This window comes from Cytobacillus oceanisediminis, assembly GCF_022811925.1.
Classification (GTDB): Bacteria; Bacillota; Bacilli; order Bacillales; family Cytobacillaceae; genus Cytobacillus; species Cytobacillus oceanisediminis_D.
Genome location: NZ_CP065511.1, coordinates 3,928,907 through 3,951,524, shown reverse-complemented (window position 1 = coordinate 3,951,524; position 22,618 = coordinate 3,928,907). Strand labels below are relative to the sequence as shown.

Annotated in this window: 20 protein-coding genes and 2 riboswitches; of the genes, 18 read left to right on the top strand and 2 right to left on the bottom strand. The window is 40.7% G+C overall.

Going from position 1 to position 22,618, the window contains the following annotated elements; translation table 11 throughout:
- The first annotated feature begins 1 nt into the window (after position 1).
- A riboswitch (FMN riboswitch) is annotated at positions 2 to 246 on the top strand.
- 142 nt (positions 247 to 388) lie between these two features.
- The 6 genes from ribD to IRB79_RS19710 all read left to right on the top strand — a co-directional run bounded on the left by ribD (position 389) and on the right by IRB79_RS19710 (position 6,870).
- Positions 389 to 1,486, top strand: coding sequence for a bifunctional diaminohydroxyphosphoribosylaminopyrimidine deaminase/5-amino-6-(5-phosphoribosylamino)uracil reductase RibD (ribD, locus tag IRB79_RS19735; protein WP_243504301.1), 1,098 nt, complete (start codon positions 389 to 391; stop codon positions 1,484 to 1,486).
- On the top strand, positions 1,486 to 2,139 hold the full coding sequence (gene ribE / locus IRB79_RS19730) for a riboflavin synthase (protein ID WP_243504298.1): 654 nt from the start codon (positions 1,486 to 1,488) through the stop codon (positions 2,137 to 2,139). The genes ribD and ribE overlap by 1 nt, the downstream gene beginning before the upstream one ends.
- Before the next feature lie 25 nt (positions 2,140 to 2,164).
- Positions 2,165 to 3,358: a bifunctional 3,4-dihydroxy-2-butanone-4-phosphate synthase/GTP cyclohydrolase II gene (locus tag IRB79_RS19725; protein ID WP_243504296.1), complete on the top strand. Its 1,194-nt coding sequence runs from the start codon at positions 2,165 to 2,167 to the stop codon at positions 3,356 to 3,358.
- A 14-nt stretch (positions 3,359 to 3,372) separates the two neighbouring features.
- The gene (gene ribH / locus IRB79_RS19720) at positions 3,373 to 3,849 is read left to right on the top strand and encodes a 6,7-dimethyl-8-ribityllumazine synthase (protein WP_243504293.1); all 477 of its coding nucleotides are present in this window, start codon (positions 3,373 to 3,375) and stop codon (positions 3,847 to 3,849) included.
- 284 nt (positions 3,850 to 4,133) lie between these two features.
- Complete coding sequence (locus tag IRB79_RS19715; protein ID WP_243504290.1) at positions 4,134 to 5,432, top strand: NCS2 family permease; 1,299 nt, start codon at positions 4,134 to 4,136, stop codon at positions 5,430 to 5,432.
- Positions 5,433 to 5,613: 181 nt separating this feature from the next.
- A complete protein-coding gene (locus IRB79_RS19710) occupies positions 5,614 to 6,870 on the top strand; it encodes an EAL and HDOD domain-containing protein (protein ID WP_243504287.1) in 1,257 nt (418 codons plus the stop codon).
- A 19-nt stretch (positions 6,871 to 6,889) separates the two neighbouring features.
- On the opposite strand, the gene IRB79_RS19705 is transcribed toward IRB79_RS19710, so the two are convergent.
- A complete protein-coding gene (locus IRB79_RS19705) occupies positions 6,890 to 7,168 on the bottom strand; it encodes a hypothetical protein (protein WP_243504284.1) in 279 nt (92 codons plus the stop codon).
- 133 nt (positions 7,169 to 7,301) lie between these two features.
- Between IRB79_RS19705 and dapF the strand changes: the two genes are divergently transcribed.
- The gene (gene dapF, locus IRB79_RS19700; RefSeq protein ID WP_243504282.1) at positions 7,302 to 8,285 is read left to right on the top strand and encodes a diaminopimelate epimerase; all 984 of its coding nucleotides are present in this window, start codon (positions 7,302 to 7,304) and stop codon (positions 8,283 to 8,285) included.
- 15 nt (positions 8,286 to 8,300) lie between these two features.
- On the opposite strand, the gene IRB79_RS19695 is transcribed toward dapF, so the two are convergent.
- A complete protein-coding gene (locus IRB79_RS19695) occupies positions 8,301 to 10,139 on the bottom strand; it encodes a DNA ligase D (protein ID WP_243504280.1) in 1,839 nt (612 codons plus the stop codon).
- A 144-nt stretch (positions 10,140 to 10,283) separates the two neighbouring features.
- Here IRB79_RS19695 and IRB79_RS19690 point away from each other — a divergent pair, with 144 nt between their 5' ends.
- The 11 genes from IRB79_RS19690 to IRB79_RS19640 all read left to right on the top strand — a co-directional run bounded on the left by IRB79_RS19690 (position 10,284) and on the right by IRB79_RS19640 (position 22,479).
- Positions 10,284 to 11,138 carry a non-homologous end joining protein Ku gene (locus IRB79_RS19690; RefSeq protein WP_243504278.1) on the top strand — a complete coding sequence of 285 codons (855 nt, stop codon included), beginning with the start codon at positions 10,284 to 10,286 and terminating at the stop codon, positions 11,136 to 11,138.
- 175 nt (positions 11,139 to 11,313) lie between these two features.
- On the top strand, positions 11,314 to 11,973 hold the full coding sequence (locus IRB79_RS19685; RefSeq protein WP_243504276.1) for a phosphatase PAP2 family protein: 660 nt from the start codon (positions 11,314 to 11,316) through the stop codon (positions 11,971 to 11,973).
- Between the two features lie 65 nt (positions 11,974 to 12,038).
- The gene (locus IRB79_RS19680; RefSeq protein ID WP_279401031.1) at positions 12,039 to 12,584 is read left to right on the top strand and encodes a glycerol-3-phosphate responsive antiterminator; all 546 of its coding nucleotides are present in this window, start codon (positions 12,039 to 12,041) and stop codon (positions 12,582 to 12,584) included.
- 173 nt (positions 12,585 to 12,757) lie between these two features.
- The gene (locus IRB79_RS19675) at positions 12,758 to 13,582 is read left to right on the top strand and encodes an MIP/aquaporin family protein (protein ID WP_243504272.1); all 825 of its coding nucleotides are present in this window, start codon (positions 12,758 to 12,760) and stop codon (positions 13,580 to 13,582) included.
- Between the two features lie 35 nt (positions 13,583 to 13,617).
- Positions 13,618 to 15,108 (top strand): glycerol kinase GlpK, encoded by a 1,491-nt coding sequence (gene glpK / locus IRB79_RS19670; RefSeq protein ID WP_243504270.1) that lies wholly within the window; start codon positions 13,618 to 13,620, stop codon positions 15,106 to 15,108.
- Between the two features lie 193 nt (positions 15,109 to 15,301).
- The gene (locus IRB79_RS19665; RefSeq protein ID WP_243504268.1) at positions 15,302 to 16,966 is read left to right on the top strand and encodes a glycerol-3-phosphate dehydrogenase/oxidase; all 1,665 of its coding nucleotides are present in this window, start codon (positions 15,302 to 15,304) and stop codon (positions 16,964 to 16,966) included.
- A gap of 102 nt (positions 16,967 to 17,068) precedes the next feature.
- Positions 17,069 to 18,028, top strand: a complete 960-nt coding sequence (locus IRB79_RS19660) for a nucleoside hydrolase (protein WP_243504266.1) — start codon at positions 17,069 to 17,071, stop codon at positions 18,026 to 18,028.
- 176 nt (positions 18,029 to 18,204) lie between these two features.
- Complete coding sequence (locus tag IRB79_RS19655; protein WP_243504265.1) at positions 18,205 to 18,693, top strand: hypothetical protein; 489 nt, start codon at positions 18,205 to 18,207, stop codon at positions 18,691 to 18,693.
- A gap of 574 nt (positions 18,694 to 19,267) precedes the next feature.
- Positions 19,268 to 19,350, top strand: a riboswitch (ZMP/ZTP riboswitch).
- Positions 19,351 to 19,434: 84 nt separating this feature from the next.
- Positions 19,435 to 20,313 carry a bifunctional 5,10-methylenetetrahydrofolate dehydrogenase/5,10-methenyltetrahydrofolate cyclohydrolase gene (locus IRB79_RS19650; RefSeq protein ID WP_243504263.1) on the top strand — a complete coding sequence of 293 codons (879 nt, stop codon included), beginning with the start codon at positions 19,435 to 19,437 and terminating at the stop codon, positions 20,311 to 20,313.
- Between the two features lie 213 nt (positions 20,314 to 20,526).
- Positions 20,527 to 20,727 carry a cold-shock protein gene (locus IRB79_RS19645; RefSeq protein WP_009332508.1) on the top strand — a complete coding sequence of 67 codons (201 nt, stop codon included), beginning with the start codon at positions 20,527 to 20,529 and terminating at the stop codon, positions 20,725 to 20,727.
- Between the two features lie 300 nt (positions 20,728 to 21,027).
- The gene (locus IRB79_RS19640; protein ID WP_243504262.1) at positions 21,028 to 22,479 is read left to right on the top strand and encodes a degradosome RNA helicase CshA; all 1,452 of its coding nucleotides are present in this window, start codon (positions 21,028 to 21,030) and stop codon (positions 22,477 to 22,479) included.
- The last annotated feature ends 139 nt before the right edge of the window (positions 22,480 to 22,618 follow it).

Here is a 22,618-nt window from a genome sequence, read left to right as displayed (position 1 = left end):
GGATTTCCTTCGGGGCAGGGTGAAATTCCCAACCGGCGGTGATGAGGGTACGCCCTCTTAGTCCGTGACCCGGTTTTATTAGTAGAGATGCAAGGTGCTTGCGCTTTTCAAAAAGATAAGTTTGCATAAATTCTGAAGCTAGATAAGTGTCTAGCTCCAGGCGCCTTCCGCTTTTCTCTTATGAAAACGGTGGATTTGGTGAAACTCCAAAGCCGACAGTGAAAGTCTGGATGGGAGAAGGAATGATTATAGTGCTGCGTTGAAAAAAGCTTTTTTAAACGCTTATTTCGTCATGTGATTTTGCCCCGTTTCACCTAGCTGGTGTACGGGGTTTTGCCGTTTCATACTTAATTTGGAGAAATAGTAAGGGAAGGAGGAATCAGATAATTTGAACCATCAGGAATATATGAAGTTAGCCATCAGCCTGGCAGCGGCCACTAAAGGCCAAACCAGTCCTAACCCGCAGGTGGGTGCGGTTGTTGTTAAAAATGGTGAAATTCTGGGGATGGGTGCTCACCTGAAAGCAGGTACTCCCCATGCTGAAGTCCATGCGATTGCTGCAGCTGGCGATAAGGCTAAAGGCGCTGATATTTATGTCACGCTTGAGCCATGCAGCCATTTTGGCAGGACTCCGCCATGCGCAGACTTAATAATTAATTCAGGAATTAGTAGGGTTTTTATTGCTTCTGCCGATCCAAATCCTCTTGTTTCCGGCAAAGGAATTGAAAGGATGCAGGATGCCGGGATTGAAGTAGTGACCGGCTTATTGAAGGAGGAAGCAGATGCCCTAAACGAACCATTTTTCCATTTAATAAAAACAAAGACACCATATGTAACCATTAAAGCAGCCTCATCGTTTGATGGGAAAACAGCTGCAAAAACCGGTGACAGCAAATGGATTACCTCTCCAGAATCCAGGCAGGATGTACATCGGCTACGGCATGAACATGACGCAATACTTACAGGTGTAAATACGATCATTCACGATAATCCCCTTTTAACCGCCAGGCTGCCCCAAGGCGGAAAAAATCCCATTCGAGTAGTATTAGATACAAATCTGAGAATTCCGGCTGACGCAAATGTCATCCGAGATCAGTCTGTAAAGACCATAATCTTTACCGGCTGCGAAATAGATCGGTCAAAGGCAGAAGAGATAAAGAAGTATGATGCTGAAGTTTTTTCTTTTCCTGCTAATGAGGTGCCGATTATAGAAGTATTAAAAAATTTAGGTGAAAGAAATATCATGACTTTATTTGTTGAAGGCGGTTCAGAGGTTCATGCTTCATTTATAAAAAGCGGTTTCTTTCAGCAGATAATCCTTTATGTGGCTCCTAAAATTATTGGAGGCAATAAGGCGATTCCATTTATTGGCGGGGAGGGTGCCAACTATGTAAAAGACGCCCCTGTACTGGAATTCACAGAAATTCAAAGGATTGGCGGAGACCTTAGAATTACCGCAAAACCGCTGAGGGAGGCCAGGGAATAATGTTTACTGGAATTATTGAGGAACTGGGAACAGTAAAAAAAGTAGTTCAGCAAGGCAAGGCCATGAAACTGACAATTCAGGCCTCCAAAGTTTTATCAGATGTTGGACTGGGGGACAGCATTTCGGTTAATGGCGTGTGCCTTACAGTTACGGAATTTGCGAAAAATGAATTTTCAGCAGATGTCATGCCTGAAACATTCAAAAGTACTTCGCTTTCTGCCATTAAAGAACGAACAAAAGTCAATCTGGAGAGGGCGATGTCAGCAAATGGCCGCTTTGGAGGGCATTTTGTGACAGGGCATGTTGATGGAACAGGTCAGATCATAAAAAAATCAACAAGCGAAAATGCCATTTATATACAAATATCTGTGCCGCCTGCATTAAGCCATTTGCTTATCATGAAAGGATCAATTGCCGTGGATGGGATTTCGCTGACTGTTTTCGGTAATGAAGACAATACTGTTACTGTCTCGATCATTCCCCACACAGCAAGTGAAACGGTACTCGGCTTCAAAGCAGCGGGAGACATTGTTAACCTCGAGTTCGATATGCTTGCCAAATATCTATATTCCTTCATGAATAGGCAGCAGGAAACCGCTTCGCCTAAAGAAGGAGTATCAGAGCGATTCCTAAAAGAGAATGGCTTCTTATAATGAGCAAAAGGAGGGTCAATCAAACATGTTCAGTGAAATAAATGAGGCATTAGAAGATTTAAAAGCAGGAAAAGTCATCATTGTCTGTGATGATGAAGACAGGGAAAATGAAGGTGATTTCCTGGCAATCGCGGAATATGCGAAACCCGATACGATCAACTTTATGGCCAAAGAAGGCAGAGGCCTGATCTGTACACCTATCACTGAGGAGCTGGCTGAAAAGCTGGAACTGAATCCAATGGCAGAAGTGAACACTGACAGCCATGGGACAGCTTTCACAGTCAGTATTGACCATGTGAAAACCACTACAGGCATCAGTGCATTTGAGCGTGCTTTCACGATAAAGGAAATGCTTGAGGATGACGCTAAACCTTCAGACTTTTCCAGGCCGGGACATGTTTTTCCTCTAGTGGCGAAAAAGGGGGGAGTACTAAGGCGGGCAGGCCATACAGAGGCTGCGGTCGATCTGGCACGTCTTGCCGGTGCAGCACCAGCCGGGATTATCTGTGAAATTATGAAAGACGATGGAACAATGGCGCGAGTGGATGATCTTGAAAAAGTGGCTGAAAAGTTTAACTTAAAAATGATTACTATTCAGCAACTGATAGAGTATCGATTGAAGCATGACTCCATTGTAAAAAGGGAAGTGGAGATACAGCTTCCAACAGAATTTGGAGATTTTAGAGCGGTAGGTTATACAAACACAATCGATGGAAAAGACCATGTTGCTCTTGTAAAGGGAGAAATCGATGAAAACGAACCCGTATTGCTTCGTGTTCATTCGGAGTGCCTGACCGGGGATGTATTCGGGTCTAACCGCTGCGACTGCGGGCCGCAGCTTGAAGCAGCATTATCGCAGATTGAAGAGGAAGGCCGGGGAATCCTTTTATACATGAGACAGGAAGGGCGCGGCATCGGCCTGATCAATAAATTGAAAGCCTATAAGCTGCAGGAAGAGGGCTACGATACCGTTGAAGCAAATCATAAGCTCGGATTTAAGGACGATCTTCGCGACTATGGGGTAGGTGCACAAATCCTTAGGGATCTCGGGGTAAAAAAAATGCGCCTGCTAACCAATAATCCCCGCAAAATTGCTGGACTGGGCGGCTATGGGCTGGAGGTATCCGAACGAGTTCCTCTTCAAATGCCTGCCAAATCTGAAAATGAGATTTACTTAAAAACAAAGAAAACAAAACTTGGGCATTTATTACAATTTTAAGGGAGCGATTAGAGATGAAAAAGGTAATCGAAGGACATTTAGTAGGAACAGGATTAAAAATGGCAATTGTAGTGTCGCGTTTTAATGAATTCATTACAGGCAAGCTTTTAAGCGGAGCGGAAGATGCACTTAAGCGCCACGGAGTAAGCGAAGAAGATGTGACGGTTGTTTGGGTTCCTGGAGCATTCGAAATCCCACTGGCAGCTAAAAAGCTGTCCCAATCCGGAAAATATGATGCAGTCATCACCCTTGGCACAGTGATCCGCGGAGCAACTCCGCATTTTGATTTTGTCAGCGGCGAAGTGGCTAAAGGGGTCTCAGCGACAGCATTGCAGAGCGGTGTCCCTGTAATCTTCGGTGTTCTTACAACTGACACGATTGAACAGGCAATTGAGCGTGCAGGCACCAAAGCCGGAAACAAAGGATGGGAAGCGGCTGTTGGAGCTATTGAAATGGGCAATCTGTATAGACAATTATCTGACAGTGAATAAAGTTCCGCATTTTTTGCAGGCATGAAAAAAATAAGTGTATGCTTACAGGTGCAACAGTCTTGCCCTGTTGCTATATCTATCAAAAATCAGCGGGGGAATATCCGCTGATTTTTTTTTGAAAAATATGAGCAGACGTCTGACCTTTCTATTGGCAGAAAGAGTTTTTTTTGATAAAATACAGCTTGTGGCTCACCCGTACTTTTTACTGATCACTCTTAACTGAGGGAGATATATACGGGGAGAGCGGGTAGGGAGAGGGCTAATTGAATAGATAGGTAGTATATATGAATAAGTGGTTTAACCAGCTTTTTCAGCTTGATTCAAATGGAACAACTGTAAAAAGGGAGGTTATGGCTGGGGCAATCGGCTTTTTTACGATTGTTTATATTATCGCAGTTAACTCTCTAATTCTCTCTGAAGCAGGAATTCCGCTGGAAGCAGCCATTTTTGCAACCATTATAACATCGGTTGCCGGCTGTTTGATTATGGGGTTTTGGGCAAATGTACCGATTCTCCTTGTGCCTGGAATGGGAATTAACGCTTTATTTTCCTATACAATGGTCCAATCCATGGACTTATCCTGGCAGGAAGCATTGGCTGTTGTCTTTATATCTGGTCTGATCTTTGTATTCGTGGCTTTTTCGCGATTCGCAAAGACATTGAGCGAATCGATTCCGCACTCACTTAAAGAAGCAATAACAGTGGGGCTCGGACTTTTCTTGATGCTGATCGGACTTGAAAAAGGCGGAATCGTTGAAAAAGGGACAAACTCCATTATTGCTATGGGTGAACTTGGAGACCCGCAAGTGCTCGCGACCATCTTAACGTTCTTGCTTGCCATCATTTTATTCATGCGCAATGTGCCCGGCAACTTTTTGATTACTGTTGCAGCAGGAACATTGATAGCATGGGCTTTTGGTCCGATTAATGTGCAAAATCCCGATGAAAAGCCGTTCGCTCTTTCCGATTATATGGAAGTTTTTGGAGCGATGTCATTTGATAACTTGCTTTCCGTCACTTTTTGGATTGCCATTTTTTCATTAACAATGGTTCTTGTCTTTGAAAATATCGGATTAGTTCACGGTCATGTTGGTTTTATTAATAGGCCGGAACAGTTTAAGCGTGCTTTTCAGGCAACTTCGGTTTCTGCATTATTGTCAGGTATTTTTGGGACAAGCCCGACTGTAGCAACGGTTGAAAGTGCAGCGAGTATGGCTGCCGGCGGACGTACAGGATTGACAGCAGTTACAACTGGATTGCTGTTTATGTTATCCGCATTCTTTATTCCTGTTATTAAATTGATTCCCAACAGTGCAATTGCACCTATTCTTATCATTATTGGCGGACTGATGCTTCAAAACATCCGCAATCTTGACTTAAAGGATATGAGCGAAAGCTTTCCAGCTATCTTTATCATAGCCATGATCCCGTTCACGTATAGTATTGCGGACGGCATTGCCATTGGATTTATTCTTTATCCAATCTTAAAGATTTCGATTGGCAAAGCAAAGGAAGTTTCACTTGCATTGTATGTTATAGCTGCTTTATTTTTATTCAACTTTGTTTTTCATGTGATTAGTTAATATAGATATTGGGATGTCCTATTGGGGCATCCTTTTTCTTTTTCTAATGAAACAAAGAAAGCTGGGGAATTTTGTATAATAATATAAAAATTTCTTTTTATTCAACAAGTTTCGACACACGCAATAAATTAATTGAGCTAATATAGGTCTATAGTAATATGGTGTTTTCGGAGGTATGTCAATGGAAGTGTTTGTAGCAAGGCAGCCGATTTTCAATTCTAAAGAAGAAGTGTTTGCTTATGAACTTTTGTATAGAAATAATCAGGTAAATGCCTTTCCTGAAATAGATGAAGATCAGGCCACGGCTGAGGTAATTATTAATAGTTTTTTAAATATAGGGATTGACCATCTTTCTGAAGGAAAGCCATGTTTTATTAATTTTACGGAAAAATTGCTGAAGCTCAAGCTCCCTGCTTATTTTAGGCCTCGGGAAATCGTTGTCGAAATCCTTGAAACTGTAGAGCCTAGTGCGGAACTGGTCAATATTTGCAAAGATTTGAAGGAACTTGGTTATCAGATCGCACTTGATGATTATGTATTCAATGCAACCAATCCATTTGCAAGACAATTGCTGAAATACGCTGATATCATAAAGGTGGACTTTCTTAATACCCCAAAGGATATGCGGGAAAAAATTGAAATGCTTGTTAATCAGCTCAAAATTAAAACAGTTGCTGAAAAGGTAGAGACAAGAGAGAGCTACGAAGAAGCGAAAAGCAAGGGTTACGATTATTTTCAGGGTTATTTTTTTGCGAAGCCAGTCATAATGTCTACACATGATGTCCCGTCCTATTTTCAATCCTATTATGAGATGATCCAAAACCTGTCAAATGAGGAGCCAAGTCTTGACCGCATAACTGAATTAATCGAACGTGACATATCACTGTCTTATAAATTGCTGAAACTAATAAACTCACCAGCTTATCGTCCAAAGCAAAAGATAAATTCAATCCGCCAGGCGATAGTTCTGCTGGGATTGATCGAACTTGAAAAGTGGATCTATGTATTGGCGGTAAGGGAAAATATTATTCAAAAGTCCCAAATGGCAGAAGAGACTATCAGGTTATCAATGACTCGTGCCAAAATGTGTGAGGAAATTGGGAGACTCAGAACCGGAAAAAGCGTATCATCGAGCTATTTTATGACAGGAATGTTTTCATTAATGGATTCATTGCTGAATATCCCGATGAGTCAAATTCTCGATGAACTTCCTTTGCAGGATGATATTTGTGAAGCCCTCCGAGGGAAAAATAATAAGCTGAAAGAGATACTCGATCTTGCTTTTGCAGTAGAGAAAGCGCAATGGAGCAGGATCAGCGAAATGTGTGAGAAACTGAGTGTTGATGAAAAAACCATTTTTAAGATCTATTCAGAATCATTAGCCTGGTCCAGTCAGCTTATGAATCCTGAAAAATATACCAGCAGACAGCCAAGCTAATATGTTAGCCGCAGTACTATTATAGATATTTTTTCTGCGGCTTAATATACCTTTTCATTTCTGCAGCCATCTTCCTTTTAACAGACACCGGAATGTCTGCCCGGGAAAGGTCCTCGGGGAAGGGGAAAATTCCATAGTCATTGAAACGCACCCGGATACTCCCTTCATATACAATTGTTTTATTAAAAAATGCAGTTGTTTCTACAAAGGCATTTTTTTCATTAATAACGCTGCCAAACTCTTCGATCCGCTGAATGAAAAATTTAAATGTATAAAGTTCAGTATTAATATCGGTCACTTCCCTAAATGACGGAGCTTATCAGTTTTCTGATAAGTTAATAATATAATAAAGAAAACAATTATTGAATAATAAATGCTTTTATGGCACTCTTATTTATAAGTTGAGCTACAAATGGTTTGGAGGTATTACGATGAACATTGAACTGCTGAAATGTCATGGATCAGGAAATGATTTCTTTATAATAGATGAAATTTCCCATACGTATAATTTTACAGAGGAGAAACGTGCTGAGCTTGCCAAAGCAATATGTGACCGCAGCACTGAACTTGGTGCAGATGGAATTCTTTTCGTATTAAAAAGTGAAAAAGCAGATGCCAGGATGCGTGTTTTTAATCCGGATGGATCAGAAGCCTCAATGTGCGGAAATGGATTAAGATGCGTTGCCCGTTATGTATGTGAACTTCTTGGTCTAAAAGAAGCCATCATTGAAACCATGAAAGCGGATTTGCAGGTAAAAAAGCAAGAGGGTATCTTTGAGGACATTCCGACTTATCTTGTTGAAATATCACCTGTTTCATTCGATTTGAAGGATCTTCCTTTAATTCTCGATAAAGATACAATAATTAATGAAAAAGTCAGCGGGATCTCAGAGGAATTAGCTTTTACAGCCTTAGCAGTCCCTAATCCCCATTTTGTTTCCATTGTGGAGAAAGAGCACATTACATCTGACCTGCAAAAAAATATCAGCGAATATTTGAACGGGCCGAATGAATTCTTTCCTGATGGAGTAAATGTCAGCTTTGTAAAGCCATTAAAAAAAGGGCATATTTATGTTAGGACATTTGAGCGGGGAGTAGGATTTACCAATGCCTGCGGTACGGCCATGTCCGCTTCAACACTTGTCACTTGCATGAATGGGCTGAATAAAATCGAAGAGCCTGTTGAAGTATACAATAATGGTGGAAAAGTGCGCTGTGTAGTTCATGAGAAGAATGGCAGGCGGTTCATTGATTTAATTGGGAATGCCAGCTATGTTTACCGCTGTGAAGCGGAAGTCAATATGGAAAATCCAGCAGAGTTCTCCCTGTCCCAGAAAGAGGAACATACTGGAGAAATTAAGCAGTATGCTAAACTTCAGGAATATGCCCAAGCGGTACTTAAAGAATGGATGTAGGATAAGGCACTGGCCTTATCCTTTTTTGTTTTGCTGTTTTAAAAAATCGAGCACCGGAGAAAAGGGCTGAATTTCTTTTGTTTGAAAATAAGAACTGAATGGATCTCCATCGCTGTTAATCCTTTTTATAAGATTGGTTATCTGAAACCGCTCCATTGTTAATTTCTCGTTGACTTCCTCCCAAAATAGCGGAGCAGCGACAGTTGCAGATTTATTTCCTCTTGCTGAATAAGGAGCAATGATTGTCTTGCCTTCTGCATGCTGGATATAATCCACATAAAGCCTGCCTCCACGATTTTTCTTTAATCTTTCTGTTGTAAAAGAATCGGGGTCTTTGGAAATTAGATACTGGGCAATAAATTCTGTGAACAGCCGAGTATCATCAAAACTATACGTATTTTCCTGCAGCGGGATATAGATTTGCAGACCTTTATTGCCGGATGTTTTGACGAAGCTGATTAATTTCAGCTGGTCAAGCACCTCTTTAATCAATAGTGCAGCTTTAATGGCAAGATGAAAAGCGTCCCTCGAAGGAGGATCTAAATCAAACACTATTTCGCTTGGTCCATTGCTGTAAATGGTCTTAAATGGGATATGATATTCAAATGCAAGCTGGTTGCCAAGCCAGAGCAGCGTTTGAAGATTATTGCAGACAATATAGTTGATGCCTTCTGACATTTCGGTTTCCACAAAATCCGGTGCGTAATCCGGGCAATTTTTCTGGTAGAAAGGCTCTGCAAAGATCCCATGCGGGTAGCGGATTACAGTTAAAAGCCTGTTTTTTAAAAATGGCAGCATATATGGAGCAATCTCTCTTAAAAAGTGAATGTAATCAATCTTTTGAATAGCTGGTGTTTCCCATAATGGCTTGTCTGGATGGGTGATTTCTATTTCGGGAGGCAGGTTTTTCTGCTGCTGTATAAATTTATCGTAAGTGCAGGCATCAGGCTTCAAATCAAAACGAAACTGGTGAAAGTGCGGTTCGCGCATTTGATCCTCATAAATCTCCAGATATTTAACTTCCACACATATGGCTGGCTCTACATAAATGAATTGGCTGTTTTCATCTGTTTTATTATCTTTGATTATTTGGAATAAGGCTTGTTTTTCGTCTGGCTTCAACCCAAAAAGAAACTGTCCGATTGCTATGACAGCATCCCCCTGGTATACACCAGCATAAAAGTAGCCATTTGATTTTTCATATGCAGTGATAAAGCAGGAAACGTATTTCCAATTCTTGAATTTTAGCCATAAAGATGATCTCTTTCCTTCTTCCCATTTATTCCTCATCTGCTTTGCCACGATTCCTTCACCGTCATGCAGGACAATTTTTTCCCAAAGTTCATTAAAGCTGCGGTATGGAGGGATTAATTGTATCAATCTCTGATCCTGCTCATCAGGTTTTAAGGGCATATTACAATCTTTAAACAATGCTTCAAGTTCTGCTTTTCTGGTAAAGTACTCTTTATCGGTCATTTTTTTGCCTTTTATCATCAAAATGTCAAAAATAAGAAGACGGCAGGGTGCAGCTTTTGCTTTCTCTTGAATTTTCTTTTCAGACCTCATCCTGCCCCTGACCTGGATCGATCCAAAATGGGCTTTATAGGCATTCTCCAGAAAGACTAATTCTCCATCAAGTGTAAGTGGAAGGTATGGTTCGAATTTATTTTTGTTTTGCTCCAAAAAATCCTTAATCTCTGGAAAAATATGTAATAAAGGCTTATCATTCCTGCTTGTCAGTCTGGTTTCCTTGTCCAAGTGCAGGATTGCTCTAAAACCATCATACTTTGCTTCAAAGAGCCATTCCTTCTCTTCCGGAACTTCAAAAGTTAATGTAGGAAGCATTGGTCTCATTCAATTTGGCCTCCTTTACAATAGTTACTATAGTTTTGGCCATTGCCGCTAAAACTACTCAGTTTCCAAATGTTTTAGCGTATCTCCCTTTTTGTTAATACACAAATTATGAGTACTACGTCTAATAAGAATGGGAGTCTAACTATGCATACAATGTGGAAAGGGAGCATCAGTTTTGGGCTGGTGAATATACCAATTAAGCTGCACTCGGCTACAGAAGATAAGGATATAAAGCTGAGGAATCTTCATAAAGAATGTCATTCACCAATTAAATATGAGAAGACATGCCCTGTTTGTGAAGTAGAAATTAAAAACGAAGATATTGTAAAAGCTTATGAATACACAAAAGGAAAGTTTGTCGTTTTAGAGGATGAGGATTTAGAAAAGCTTAAACAGGAAAATGAGGATAAAGCTGTCGAGATTATGGACTTTGTAAAAATACAGGAGATTGATCCGATATATTATAATCGCACGTATTTTATGTCTCCAGGGGACGGAGGAGGGAAAGCCTATTCCCTTCTGAGAAAAGCGCTGGAGACCTCAGAAAAGGTAGGTTTGGCAAAAATCATAATTCGATCCAAAGAACAGCTTGCTGTGGTCCGGGTATATGAAAACACGCTTGTTATGGAGACGATTCATTACCCCGATGAAGTGCGAAAGGCTGCTGATGTGCCAAATGTGCCTGCAGAAGACAAAGTGACTGATAAGGAAATTGATACTGCCATCATGCTGATTGATCAACTAACCACTGAATTTAAGCCCGAGAAATATAATGATGACTACCGGACAGCTCTTTTGGAGCTTATTGAAGCAAAACGGACTGGCAAAGATATAGTCACACCTGTTGAAAAAGAACCTGCAGCCAATGTAACCGACCTTATGGCTGCCCTGCAGGCATCCATTGATAAAACTAAGCCTGCTGATGCAGAAACAAAGAAAAAACCGGCAGCTAAAAAGAAACGTGCTCCTGCAAAAACAAAAGCAAAAAAGCAGGCTTAATAGAAATAAAACCGACTTTGCTGGTGCAAACTCGGTTTTTTATTAATTGGAAGCTATTCATTTTTTAAAGAAAAGCTGAAGAAAATCGCCATAAAGTATTTTAGAATAAAACTTCAAAAAATGTTCCGTTTACCAAAGTTAGTGGTAATCCTATAAATAAAAAGGATTTGTATAAATGAACAGGAAGAATATAACATTAAAAAATAGCATCTACTTAGCGCTGGCAGCTGCGATTTTTGGCGGGTTTTTGCTGCTTTTTATTGAATTAGTGGACGAATTGAAGGAAAATGAGCTAATTCGATTCGATGAAGCTGCCATTCAGTATGTACAGGCATTTATTTCTCCCCGGCTCACAGAGTATATGAGTGTGATTACTTTTTTGGGGTCGGTAAAATGGCTGGCTTTTTCTGTACTTTTGGCGGCCGTACTTTTGTTTTTGTTTAAAAAGACTTCACTTGCATGGTTCATGGTTCTTTCATCTGGTCTCGGAGCACTTTTTAACTTGCTGCTGAAATGGATTTTCAAAAGAGAACGACCGGATATCAGACCTCTGATCGAGGAGCAGGGATTCAGTTTTCCGAGTGGGCATTCAATGGGATCTTTTATTTTTTATGGCTCGCTGGCCTATATGATCATCCATTTGGCAAAAAGAAAACGATGGAAGACTGCATGGACACTGATGCTAGGCTGCTTTATCATCATGATTGGATTAAGCCGCATCTATTTAGGCGTTCATTTTCCTAGTGATGTAATGGCTGGTTTTGCAGCCGGAGGTGCCTGGCTGACAATAATGATAATTGGATTCCGCTATTATGAGTACCGCAAAAATGTATAATGGGTATTGAGAAATGCGCACATTCTTTATAACATAGGGAAATAACAAATACAGGAGTGGAAACAATGAATCAAAAAATTTTGCCGGCATCTTCAAACATGAAAGAATTTGAAAAGTTCCTGAAAAGCCCCTATGATATTGGTGTATTTCTCGATATGCACATTTCACAGCTGAAGAATGTTTCGCAGATGGCAAAAGCACATAACAAGAAAATGATTTATCATGTTGATCTGATTCATGGCTTAAAAAGCGATGACTATGCCGCAGAATATATTTGCCAGGAATTTAAGCCTTACGGGTTAATCTCTACGAAATCCAGCGTCATCCTAAAAGCAAAGCAAAAAGGAGTGATCGCTGTCCAGAGGATTTTCCTCATCGATTCCCACGCGCTTGAAAAAAGTTATAAATTAATCGAGAAAACCAGGCCGGACTACATAGAAGTTTTGCCGGGAGCCATGCCATGGATGATAAAAGAAGTAAAAGAACGTTTGAATACCCCCATATTTGCTGGAGGGCTCATCCGATCAGAAGAAGAAGTGAAGAATGCGCTTGATGCAGGAGCATCTGCTATTACCACTTCGAAAATAGAATTATGGGAAAGGTTTTCATGAAAATGTTCAAGAAATGTTTGACAACGTTTTCATAGACTTGTATACTCGGTTTTAACAAGTTAATTTATGTGTCGGAGATTAGGAGATTCACACAGTTTAGCCATTAATGGCTTAATCTGTCGTGAATCTCCTTTTTTGTTTCCGATCAGCCAAAAGGGAAAGGGGATTTTCAGATGTCTGCTTTTGTAGGAGAAATAATTGGAACGATGATCTTGATTGTTTTTGGAGGAGGCGTTGTTGCCGGGGCGAATTTAAAAAAGACTTTCTCTTTTAATGGAGGGTGGATTGTTATCACAATTGCCTGGGGACTTGCTGTAACGATGGGGGTTTTTGCTGTAGGATCGATTAGCGGGGCACACTTGAATCCTGCTGTAACAATCGGGTTTGCGCTTAGCGGGGATTTCCCTTGGGCAGACGTGCCTGGCTATATTCTGGCTCAAGTCCTCGGAGGTTTTTTGGGAGGGGTTATTGTATTCCTTCACTATCTGCCGCACTGGAAAGAAACAGAAGACCAGGGTGCAAAACTTGCTGTTTTCTCAACCAGTCCTGCGATTCCCCATACATTTTCAAATTTATTAAGTGAAATGATTGGGACGTTTATTCTTGTACTGGGATTGATGTTTATTGGAGCAAATCAATTTACAGAAGGCTTAAATCCGATTGCTGTAGGCCTTCTGATTGTTGTAATCGGAATGTCGCTCGGAGGAACAACTGGCTATGCGATTAATCCGGCTCGAGACCTGGGACCGCGCATTGCTCATTTTCTTCTTCCGATTGCAGGAAAAGGGAAATCGAACTGGGGGTATGCGTGGATACCGGTAGCTGGTCCAATCCTTGGGGGATTAATGGGCTCAAGCTTCTATCAAGTGATGTTCGATGGCAAAGCTTCAGGTATGTTATGGGCAGTGCTGGGTGTTAATATAATAGTATTAATTCTTTCATATATTTTTGGCAAAAAACAGCCAGGAGAAGTTGATTCTTCTAAAGTGGCGGCATAAATAAGAATAATGAACAGGATTGGGAGGAGTTAATTGTGGAAAAATATATTTTATCATTAGACCAGGGGACTACTAGTTCGCGTGCTATCCTATTTAATAAAAAAGGGGAAATTGTACACACGGCACAAAAAGAGTTCACACAGCATTTTCCAAAGCCTGGCTGGGTTGAACATAATGCTAATGAAATATGGGGTTCAATTTTATCGGTGATTGCCGGTGTTTTTTCGGAATCCGGCATAAAACCTGAGCAAATTGCCGGTATTGGCATTACAAATCAGAGGGAAACAACAGTTGTTTGGGATAAAGAAACGGGAGCCCCGATTTATAATGCGATTGTCTGGCAGTCAAGGCAGACAAGCGAAATTTGCGATGAATTGAAGGAAAAAGGCTATAACGATCTATTCAGAGAAAAAACCGGTCTTTTAATAGATGCCTATTTCTCAGGAACAAAAGTTAAGTGGATACTGGATCATGTGGAAGGGGCAAGGGAAAAAGCCCAGCAGGGCAAATTATTATTTGGAACCATCGATACATGGCTGATCTGGAAGCTATCTGGAGGAAAAGTGCATGTGACAGATTACTCCAATGCGTCCCGCACATTAATGTTTAATATCCACGAACTTAAATGGGATGAAGAGCTGCTGAACATTCTCGGAGTCCCGAAAGCGATGCTGCCTGAAGTGAAGCCATCTTCGGAAGTGTATGCTAAGACAATTGACTATCACTTTTTCGGCAAGGAAGTACCCATCGCGGGAGCAGCGGGTGATCAGCAGGCTGCGCTATTTGGACAAGCATGCTTTGAGAAAGGAATGGCTAAGAACACTTACGGCACCGGCTGTTTCATGCTTATGAATACAGGGGAAAAAGCCGTCCAATCTGAACATGGACTTCTAACCACCATTGCCTGGGGGCTTGAGGGGAAAATTGAATATGCATTGGAGGGCAGCATTTTTGTTGCGGGTTCTGCCATTCAATGGCTCCGTGATGGAATGAGGATGCTCAAGGATGCAAAGGACAGCGAAAGCTATGCAAAAAGAGTGGACTCCACAGATGGAGTTTATGTAGTTCCGGCATTTGTAGGTCTAGGGACACCATATTGGGACAGTGATGTAAGGGGAGCAGTATTCGGAGTCACACGGGGAACGTCCAAAGAGCATTTTATCCGTGCGACACTTGAGTCACTTGCTTATCAGACAAAAGATGTTCTATCTGCCATGGAAGCGGACTCAGGCATTGAACTTAAGACACTTAGGGTTGACGGAGGTGCCGTGAAAAATAACTTCTTGATGGAGTTCCAGTCAGATATTTTAGAGGTGCCGGTTGAAAGACCGACAATTAATGAAACTACTGCGCTTGGGGCAGCTTACCTTGCTGGATTGGCCGTCGGGTTCTGGAAATCACAGGAGGAAATTGCTGAGCAGTGGGCAATTGATCAATCATATCATCCATCAATGGAAGAAAAAGTCCGTGCAGATCTTTATCAAGGCTGGAAAAAAGCTGTAAAGGCTGCTATTGCATTTAAATAATCAGAAGCAAGTTTTATACACAAATCATATCTTTTATGTTATAGTAAGCTTAAGTTAATAGTTCGGCAGGAGATGCGGAGAGACCACAAAATCATTATCGGCTAATCGATGATGTATTTTGTGGTCTTTTTTTATTCCCTGCTTAAAAAGGGTAGTTACAACTACTGGCCTTTTCGACAAGGAGGAGACAGCAATGACATTTTCTAATTTAAATCGTACTGAAATGATAGCAACACTGACAACGGAAGAATTTGATATTCTGATTATTGGCGGCGGCATAACTGGAGCGGGAATTGCTCTGGATGCGGCAACACGGGGAATGAAAACAGCACTCGTCGAGATGCAGGATTTTGCAGCTGGAACATCCAGCCGTTCAACAAAACTGGTTCACGGCGGATTGAGATATCTTAAACAATTTGAAGTTAAAATGGTAGCGGAAGTCGGCAAGGAGCGTGCAATCGTATATGAAAATGGACCACATGTGACTACACCGGAGTGGATGCTGCTTCCAATGCATAAAGGAGGGACGTTTGGAAAATTCTCAACTTCTATCGGCCTTAGAGTTTACGACTTTCTTGCAGGCGTCAGAAAGTCTGAACGCAGAAGTATGCTCAATGTCCAGGAAACACTATCAAAAGAGCCGCTTGTAAAAAAAGATGGACTTAAAGGCGGCGGTTATTATGTGGAATATCGCACAGATGATGCCCGTCTTACAATAGAGGTAATGAAAGCTGCGGCAGAAAAAGGCGCTATGCCTGTTAACTATTTGAAGGTCGAAAAACTTTTATATGATGAACAAGGAAAAGTATGCGGAGCTGCAGCTTCAGATCAGCTAACAGGCAAGGTTCATGAAGTTAGAGCAAAAAAAGTCATCAACGCAGCAGGTCCCTGGGTTGATTCCATCCGCGAGAAAGACGGATCAAAAAAAGGAAAGACCCTGCGTTTGACTAAAGGGGTTCATTTGGTAATAGACCAATCCAAGTTTCCGTTAAAACAGGCTGTGTACTTTGATACGCCTGACAAAAGGATGGTATTTGCCATTCCGAGAGACGGTAAGACCTATGTGGGAACAACAGATACATTCTATAATTCTAATCCTGTAAATCCAAAGATGACTGCAAGTGACAGAACATACATCATTAACGCCATTAACTTTATGTTTCCTTCTGTGAAAATAGCGGAGAATGATATTGAATCCAGCTGGGCTGGTGTTCGTCCGCTTATTTGGGAAGAAGGAAAAGATCCTTCCGAAATATCACGCAAAGATGAAATCTGGGAGTCGGATACTGGTTTACTGACAATTGCAGGCGGGAAACTGACCGGGTACCGGAAAATGGCCGAAACCATTGTTGATATACTTGCTGAAAAATTCAAACAGGAATCAAATAAAACATTTAGCGGGAGTATTACAAAAACATTGCCCATTTCAGGAGGAAATGTAGGAGGATCATCCAAATTCCAGGAATTTATCGGGTTCCAGACTGAAAAAGGAAGAAGTATTGGTTTATCAGCTGAACAGTCAAAACACCTAGTTAAAATGTATGGTTCTAACGTTGGTATCATCTTTAATATGATTGAAACGAAAAGGAGTGAAGCTGAGAATTATGGCCTGCCGATTATATTATGGGCAAAGCTGAAATATGCAATTGAACATGAAATGGCTGCCACCCCTGTTGACTTTTTTAACCGCAGAACAGGAGCGCTTCTTTTTGATATTGAAACGGTAAGAAATTATCAAAAGCAAGTAATTTCATATATGGCTGATGCATTTAAATGGGATACAGCTGCAGAAAGTAATTTTGAAAACCAGCTGAACCAGGAACTCAGCTTTGCGGTAAAGCCAGCTGATCAGAATTAAAACTCTCCAATTGGGGAGTTTTCTTTTTTAAGGCGTATTTTCATAAACAAAAGGGACATACCTTAGGCATACTATAGACTAAATAGCTAGCGGAGGTGGCTTATGTACAATGTACTCATGTTTGTTGACTCGGGGGTTGATGATTCACTTGCCCTAATGTATGCCCTTCAGCATCCCGAGATTAATCTAGTAGGTGTAGTCAGTGCTTATGGCAACATAACAAAAGAAGAATCCATTAATAATACTGCTTATTTACTGAAGCTTGCAGGCAGAGAGGACATTCCCATTATTGCGGGGGCGAGCGGGCCATTATCCGGAGAGACCGCTGTTTTTTATCCCGAAATTCACGGGGAGGAAGGCCTTGGGCCCATTCAGCCTCCGGAGGACTTCAACAGCAATATTAAGGTATACGATATAGATAAAATTATTGAAATTGTAAATGAATACAAAAATGACCTTGTGATCGTTGGAGTAGGGAGACAGACAGATTTGGCATTGCCGCTCATTCTGTATGGAAAGGATGCATATAAAGATGTAAATGCATTTTATTTAATGGGCGGTGCGTTTCTAGTTCCGGGAAATGTAACGCCAGAGGCAGAGGCGAATTTTTTCGCTGACCCCATTGCAGCGGATTCAGTGCTTGAAAAAGCAAAAAACATTTATATATTTCCTCTAAATGTAACAAATAAAGCGATTATCCGGCCTGAAACGATTAATTTTATTGCAAATAATACCCAATCACCTTTTAAAGATCTAATCAAACCTGCTTATGATTATTATTATGAAGCTTATCAAAAGCTTGTCCCGGGAATTAAGGGGGCACCTCTTCATGATGTTGTTGTATTAAGTGTTCTCACAAATCCCGATCTTACCAAGTATGTAAAACGAAGAGTGAGAATTGAACAGTTTGGAAAGGCAAAGGGAAAAAGCATAGCTGACTTCAGGCCATTGCCCGAAGATGATCCGCCGGAAACACTTGATAATATAGCGATGGAGCTTGACCTGGAACGTTTTGTCATTGATTTTATGGAAGTTTTCCTCACTCAGAAAGTTCAGAAATAGCTTTTGACACATAGTGTTAAAAGCTTTTTTTATTTGGCGTTGAAGGGGAATGGGAAGTTTGCATAGAATGTATTAACATGGAAAACATTTGAAGTCAGGGAAAGTTTCTTTAGGAAATGGCAACAAATCCATTAAGTTTCAGCATTCATTAATCAAATCAAATGGAGGCTTCCAAATTGCTAAAAAACAAAAAATTAAACAGGGCTCTTTCAATTCTCGGAATGGTCATAGCCATTGCCGTAGCATATAGTGTACTTGTCTTTTTAAATAAGGGTGAATCTAAGGTGCAAAAAACCTCGGCAAATGCGGAGACATCCGAACAGGGTTTAATGTACGATGATTTAGGAGACTTCATTGCCTCCAATCATACTTTTTATAATGAAACACTTGGATGGGGGAGAGACCGTAAAGTCAGCTGGACTAAACAAAGAGAGCAGGCTGAATTAATCGTAAACTCGCTAAAAAAAATATCAGCGGAGAATGAGGATCTGCAGACTGACCTGGGCACAATAACAAGTCTGGCAGAAACTGTGCAGTCGGGCACTAAGGAAAAGGATGTTCTAATTAAACTGCATCGTTATTTTCATGATCTGGATATTGGTTTTAATGACTATAAAGACACAACCGATTATTTTGATGTAACTGAGTATAAGGGAGAAGGCTAATAAACGGGTGACAAGTTATTTTCTTGACACATTACCGCAAATAAGGTAACATAGTGATTGAAGTATTTGAGGTATATTGTTGAAGTCGTTAATTCACTTGGAATGTTCGGCAGCCGAACCTTCTTTTTTGTGAAACTGCGGCTTTTTATTATGTTTCATGCTCTTTAGGATTTTGAAAGAGTAAGCATGTGTTTGTAATTAAGAATAATTTGTGTGGACAGCTTAAAGCTGAATTTTCTTCTTAATCATCTTCTATAAACCAGACACTTCTCCGTATTTTTACTTCAGTAAGTTTCTTACCATTTAATATTAAAATCTCAGAGAGCATCTAAGAGTCGGAAAGGATTCCGACCAACCTGATTCCCACTGGCGCGGTCTAGGAGCCGCAAGGATGGAAGAGAGGCAGGGCTTTCATTGTTTTAGGTAATAATTAATTAACTCAAATATATCACTTATAAGGACAGTGTTTGCTGTCCTTTTTTATTTATTTTGCAAAAAAACACGAACGATTTAATAAGTTTCAGTTTAATCATTTGTGTTTTTGTGGTATGATGTATACATTAGAATAGCTTATCAAAATCGCAGTGACTGACGACAATGCGGAATGAACCGCTGGGGAGCTGCGTCTATGTATAGCCGGTCGTCTGGGCAGAGATAAGGGATACCCTTGTCTCTTTTTTCATAACAAAATGGAAAAGCCCGTCAGCCGAATAGGTGCTTTTCCTATCAGGAGGAATATGCATGGAAAAAAAGATCATTCTTGATGGAATTATTGTGGCAAAACATGTGAAAGACCAATTAAAGAATCGAATTGAAGAATTGAAGGGGAAGGATGTCGTCCCTTGCTTAGCCACTATTTTGGTGGGAGATGACCCTTCCTCTGAAACGTATGTAAGGATGAAGGGAAATGCCTGTGAAAAACTTGGCATTTTATCAAAACGTATTCATATGTCAAAGGATACAACAACACAAGAACTATTAGAAAAGATTGCAGAATTAAACGATGATCCTTCTGTACATGGAATCCTTCTCCAGCATCCCGTACCTGGACAAATAGATGAACGAAAAGCTTTTGAAGCAATTGCTATTGAAAAAGACGTAGACGGTGTTACAAGCCTTGGATATGGACAGACTGCATTCGGATTTGGTGAATATCCGTCTTGTACACCTGCAGCTATTTTGGAAATTATGGATTTTTATAAATTGAATGCTGAAGGTATGCATGCAGTAGTCGTAGGCAGAAGCCCAATCCTGGGCAAGCCGGTCTCTGCCCTTTTACTGAATCGAAACGCAACAGTCACTACGTGCCATTCATATACCCAAAACCTGCCCCAAATTGTAAAGCAAGCTGATATTGTAGTAGCAGCTGTAGGAAAACCTAACTTCATCAAGGGTGAATGGATTAAAGAAGGAGCTATTGTCCTTGATGCCGGATATAATGAAGGAAATATTGGGGATGCAGAGTATGACAGCTGTCTTGAAAAGGCGTTTGCCATTACACCCGTACCTGGAGGAGTTGGACCTGTTACGATCTCCATGCTTTTGAAACATACTGTTCATGCTGCGGAAAAATCGCTGAAATACAGGGAAAGCATAAATAGTCCATTTATCCCTAAATAAAAATTGATCTTTAAAAGGATTGACTTATAACTGGGTGTCGTTTATTATTAGGTTAACGCTGTAAAGTTCGTTATATACTTTTTGGATAAGTAGTCGTAGCTGCAAAGAAATGTAGGCGATCGTTCATCCTCATTTCTGGCAGCTGCGACTTTTTTATGTTTAAGTTTATATGGTACATTATAGTGAAAAACAATTTATTGGGAGGCAACACAAATGAACACAGGTAAAGTTAAATGGTTTAATGCAGAAAAAGGTTTCGGATTCATCGAATCTTCAGAAGGTCAAGACGTATTCGTACACTTCTCCGCTATTCAAACTGAAGGTTTCAAAACTCTAGAAGAAGGTCAAGACGTAACTTTCGAAATCGTTGAAGGTAACCGTGGACCTCAAGCTGCTAACGTAACAAAAGCATAATTTTGCTTAAAATGAGGTGATGCATGTCTAATCATGCATCACCTTTTTATGTTTTGCTTATCCACTTTGTAGCCTTCAGCATTCCTCAAAACAGATCTTCTGCAATAACTGCTTTAAGGAATATGTATTTTTCATTTCACCCAATTAAAATACTTCACTTACAAAAAGTTTAAAAAATGTGCAAACGGAAATGTAAAAAAGAGATACAAACTGGAAAGCCTAGTAAAGTGTCCATGTCTTTATACAAAAACAATCTTTCAGTACCTAATAAGATATGCAATTCAAGGAGGAACATATATTTTGACAACTTTTTCAGATTTTGGCTTAAGTAATGAAATAGTAAAAGCCCTTTCCAATATGGGCTTCGAGGAACCAACACCAATTCAGGCACAGGCGATTCCCATCGGAATGAAGGGAAAGGACATGATTGGCCAGGCGCAGACTGGAACTGGAAAAACCACTGCTTTCGGTGTGCCGCTGTTAGAGCAGATTGATTTAAACGAAGGAATTCAAGGTCTTGTCCTTGCGCCAACACGGGAGCTTGCTGTACAGGTGGCAGAAGAATTAAACCGTATAGGACAGGTAAAAGGAGTCCGGACACTTCCTGTTTACGGTGGTCAGGATATCACCCGCCAAATCCGTGCGCTTAAAAAGCACCCGCATATTATTGCTGCTACACCGGGAAGGTTAATTGATCATATTGAAAGAAAAACAATCCGTTTAAGCAACATCAAGATGGTAGTTCTGGATGAAGCGGATGAAATGCTTAATATGGGATTCATCGAGGACATTGAGAGAATTTTAAGTGAAATTAAAGGTGAGCGCCAAACCCTTCTTTTCTCTGCAACAATGCCAAAAAGAATTCAGTCTCTTGCTGAAAAATTCATGCAGGAACCAGAAATGGTTAAAGTCAAAGCGAAAGAAATGACTGTTAAAAATATTGAGCAGTACTATATGGAAGTGCATGAAAAACAAAAATTTGATGTGCTTTGCAACCTGTTGGATATTCAGTCACCTGAACTGGCTATTGTGTTTGGAAGGACTAAAAAGCGTGTAGATGAAGTGGTGGAAGGTCTTATCAAGAGAGGCTATTCGGCTGAAGGGATTCATGGTGATATTCCCCAGGCGAAAAGGGATCAGGTTATCCGCCGATTTAAAGAGCAGACAATCGATATAATGGTAGCCACTGACGTTGCTGCACGAGGTCTGGATATTTCAGGCGTTTCCCATGTTTATAACTTCGATATCCCGCAGGATCCTGAAAGCTACGTTCACCGGATTGGACGTACTGGGCGTGCCGGAAATAAGGGGCTTGCGATTACGTTCGTTTCTCCAAGAGAAATTGACCACCTGAAAATAATTGAAAGTGTTACAAAGAGCAAAATGGCGAAAAAGCCTGTTCCTTCCTTTAAGGATGTTGTTGCAGGCAATCAGCAGGCGACTATTAATAAACTTATGGAAGTTATTGAAAAAGAAGAACATGCAGACTTCAAGAGAGTGGCGGAAAGTCTTCTTGAAGATACAGATTCTGTTACCTTGCTTGCTGCAGCCATCAAATTGCTGACTAAAGGTCCTGATGTAACACCGGTTAAATTAACTGCGGTGGAACCTATCCGTGTCAGAAAACCTAAAGGTGATCGCGGCGGGAGAAGATACAACGACAGGTCCAGAGGCGGCGGCCGTGATAGAAGAGATTTTAAAGGCGGCCGGGACAGACGCACTAAAAACCGCAGCAGCAGCAATAAGGGATAATGCGGTCTAATATTCGAGAGAAAATGAATATAATGATTTTTTTCGGTACTTTTTGAACATTTAATTATAAAATTTGAGGAATTTACCCATATTAGTAAATGCAGGGTAAAAAATCACTCTGTGAGTTATAGATATTAGG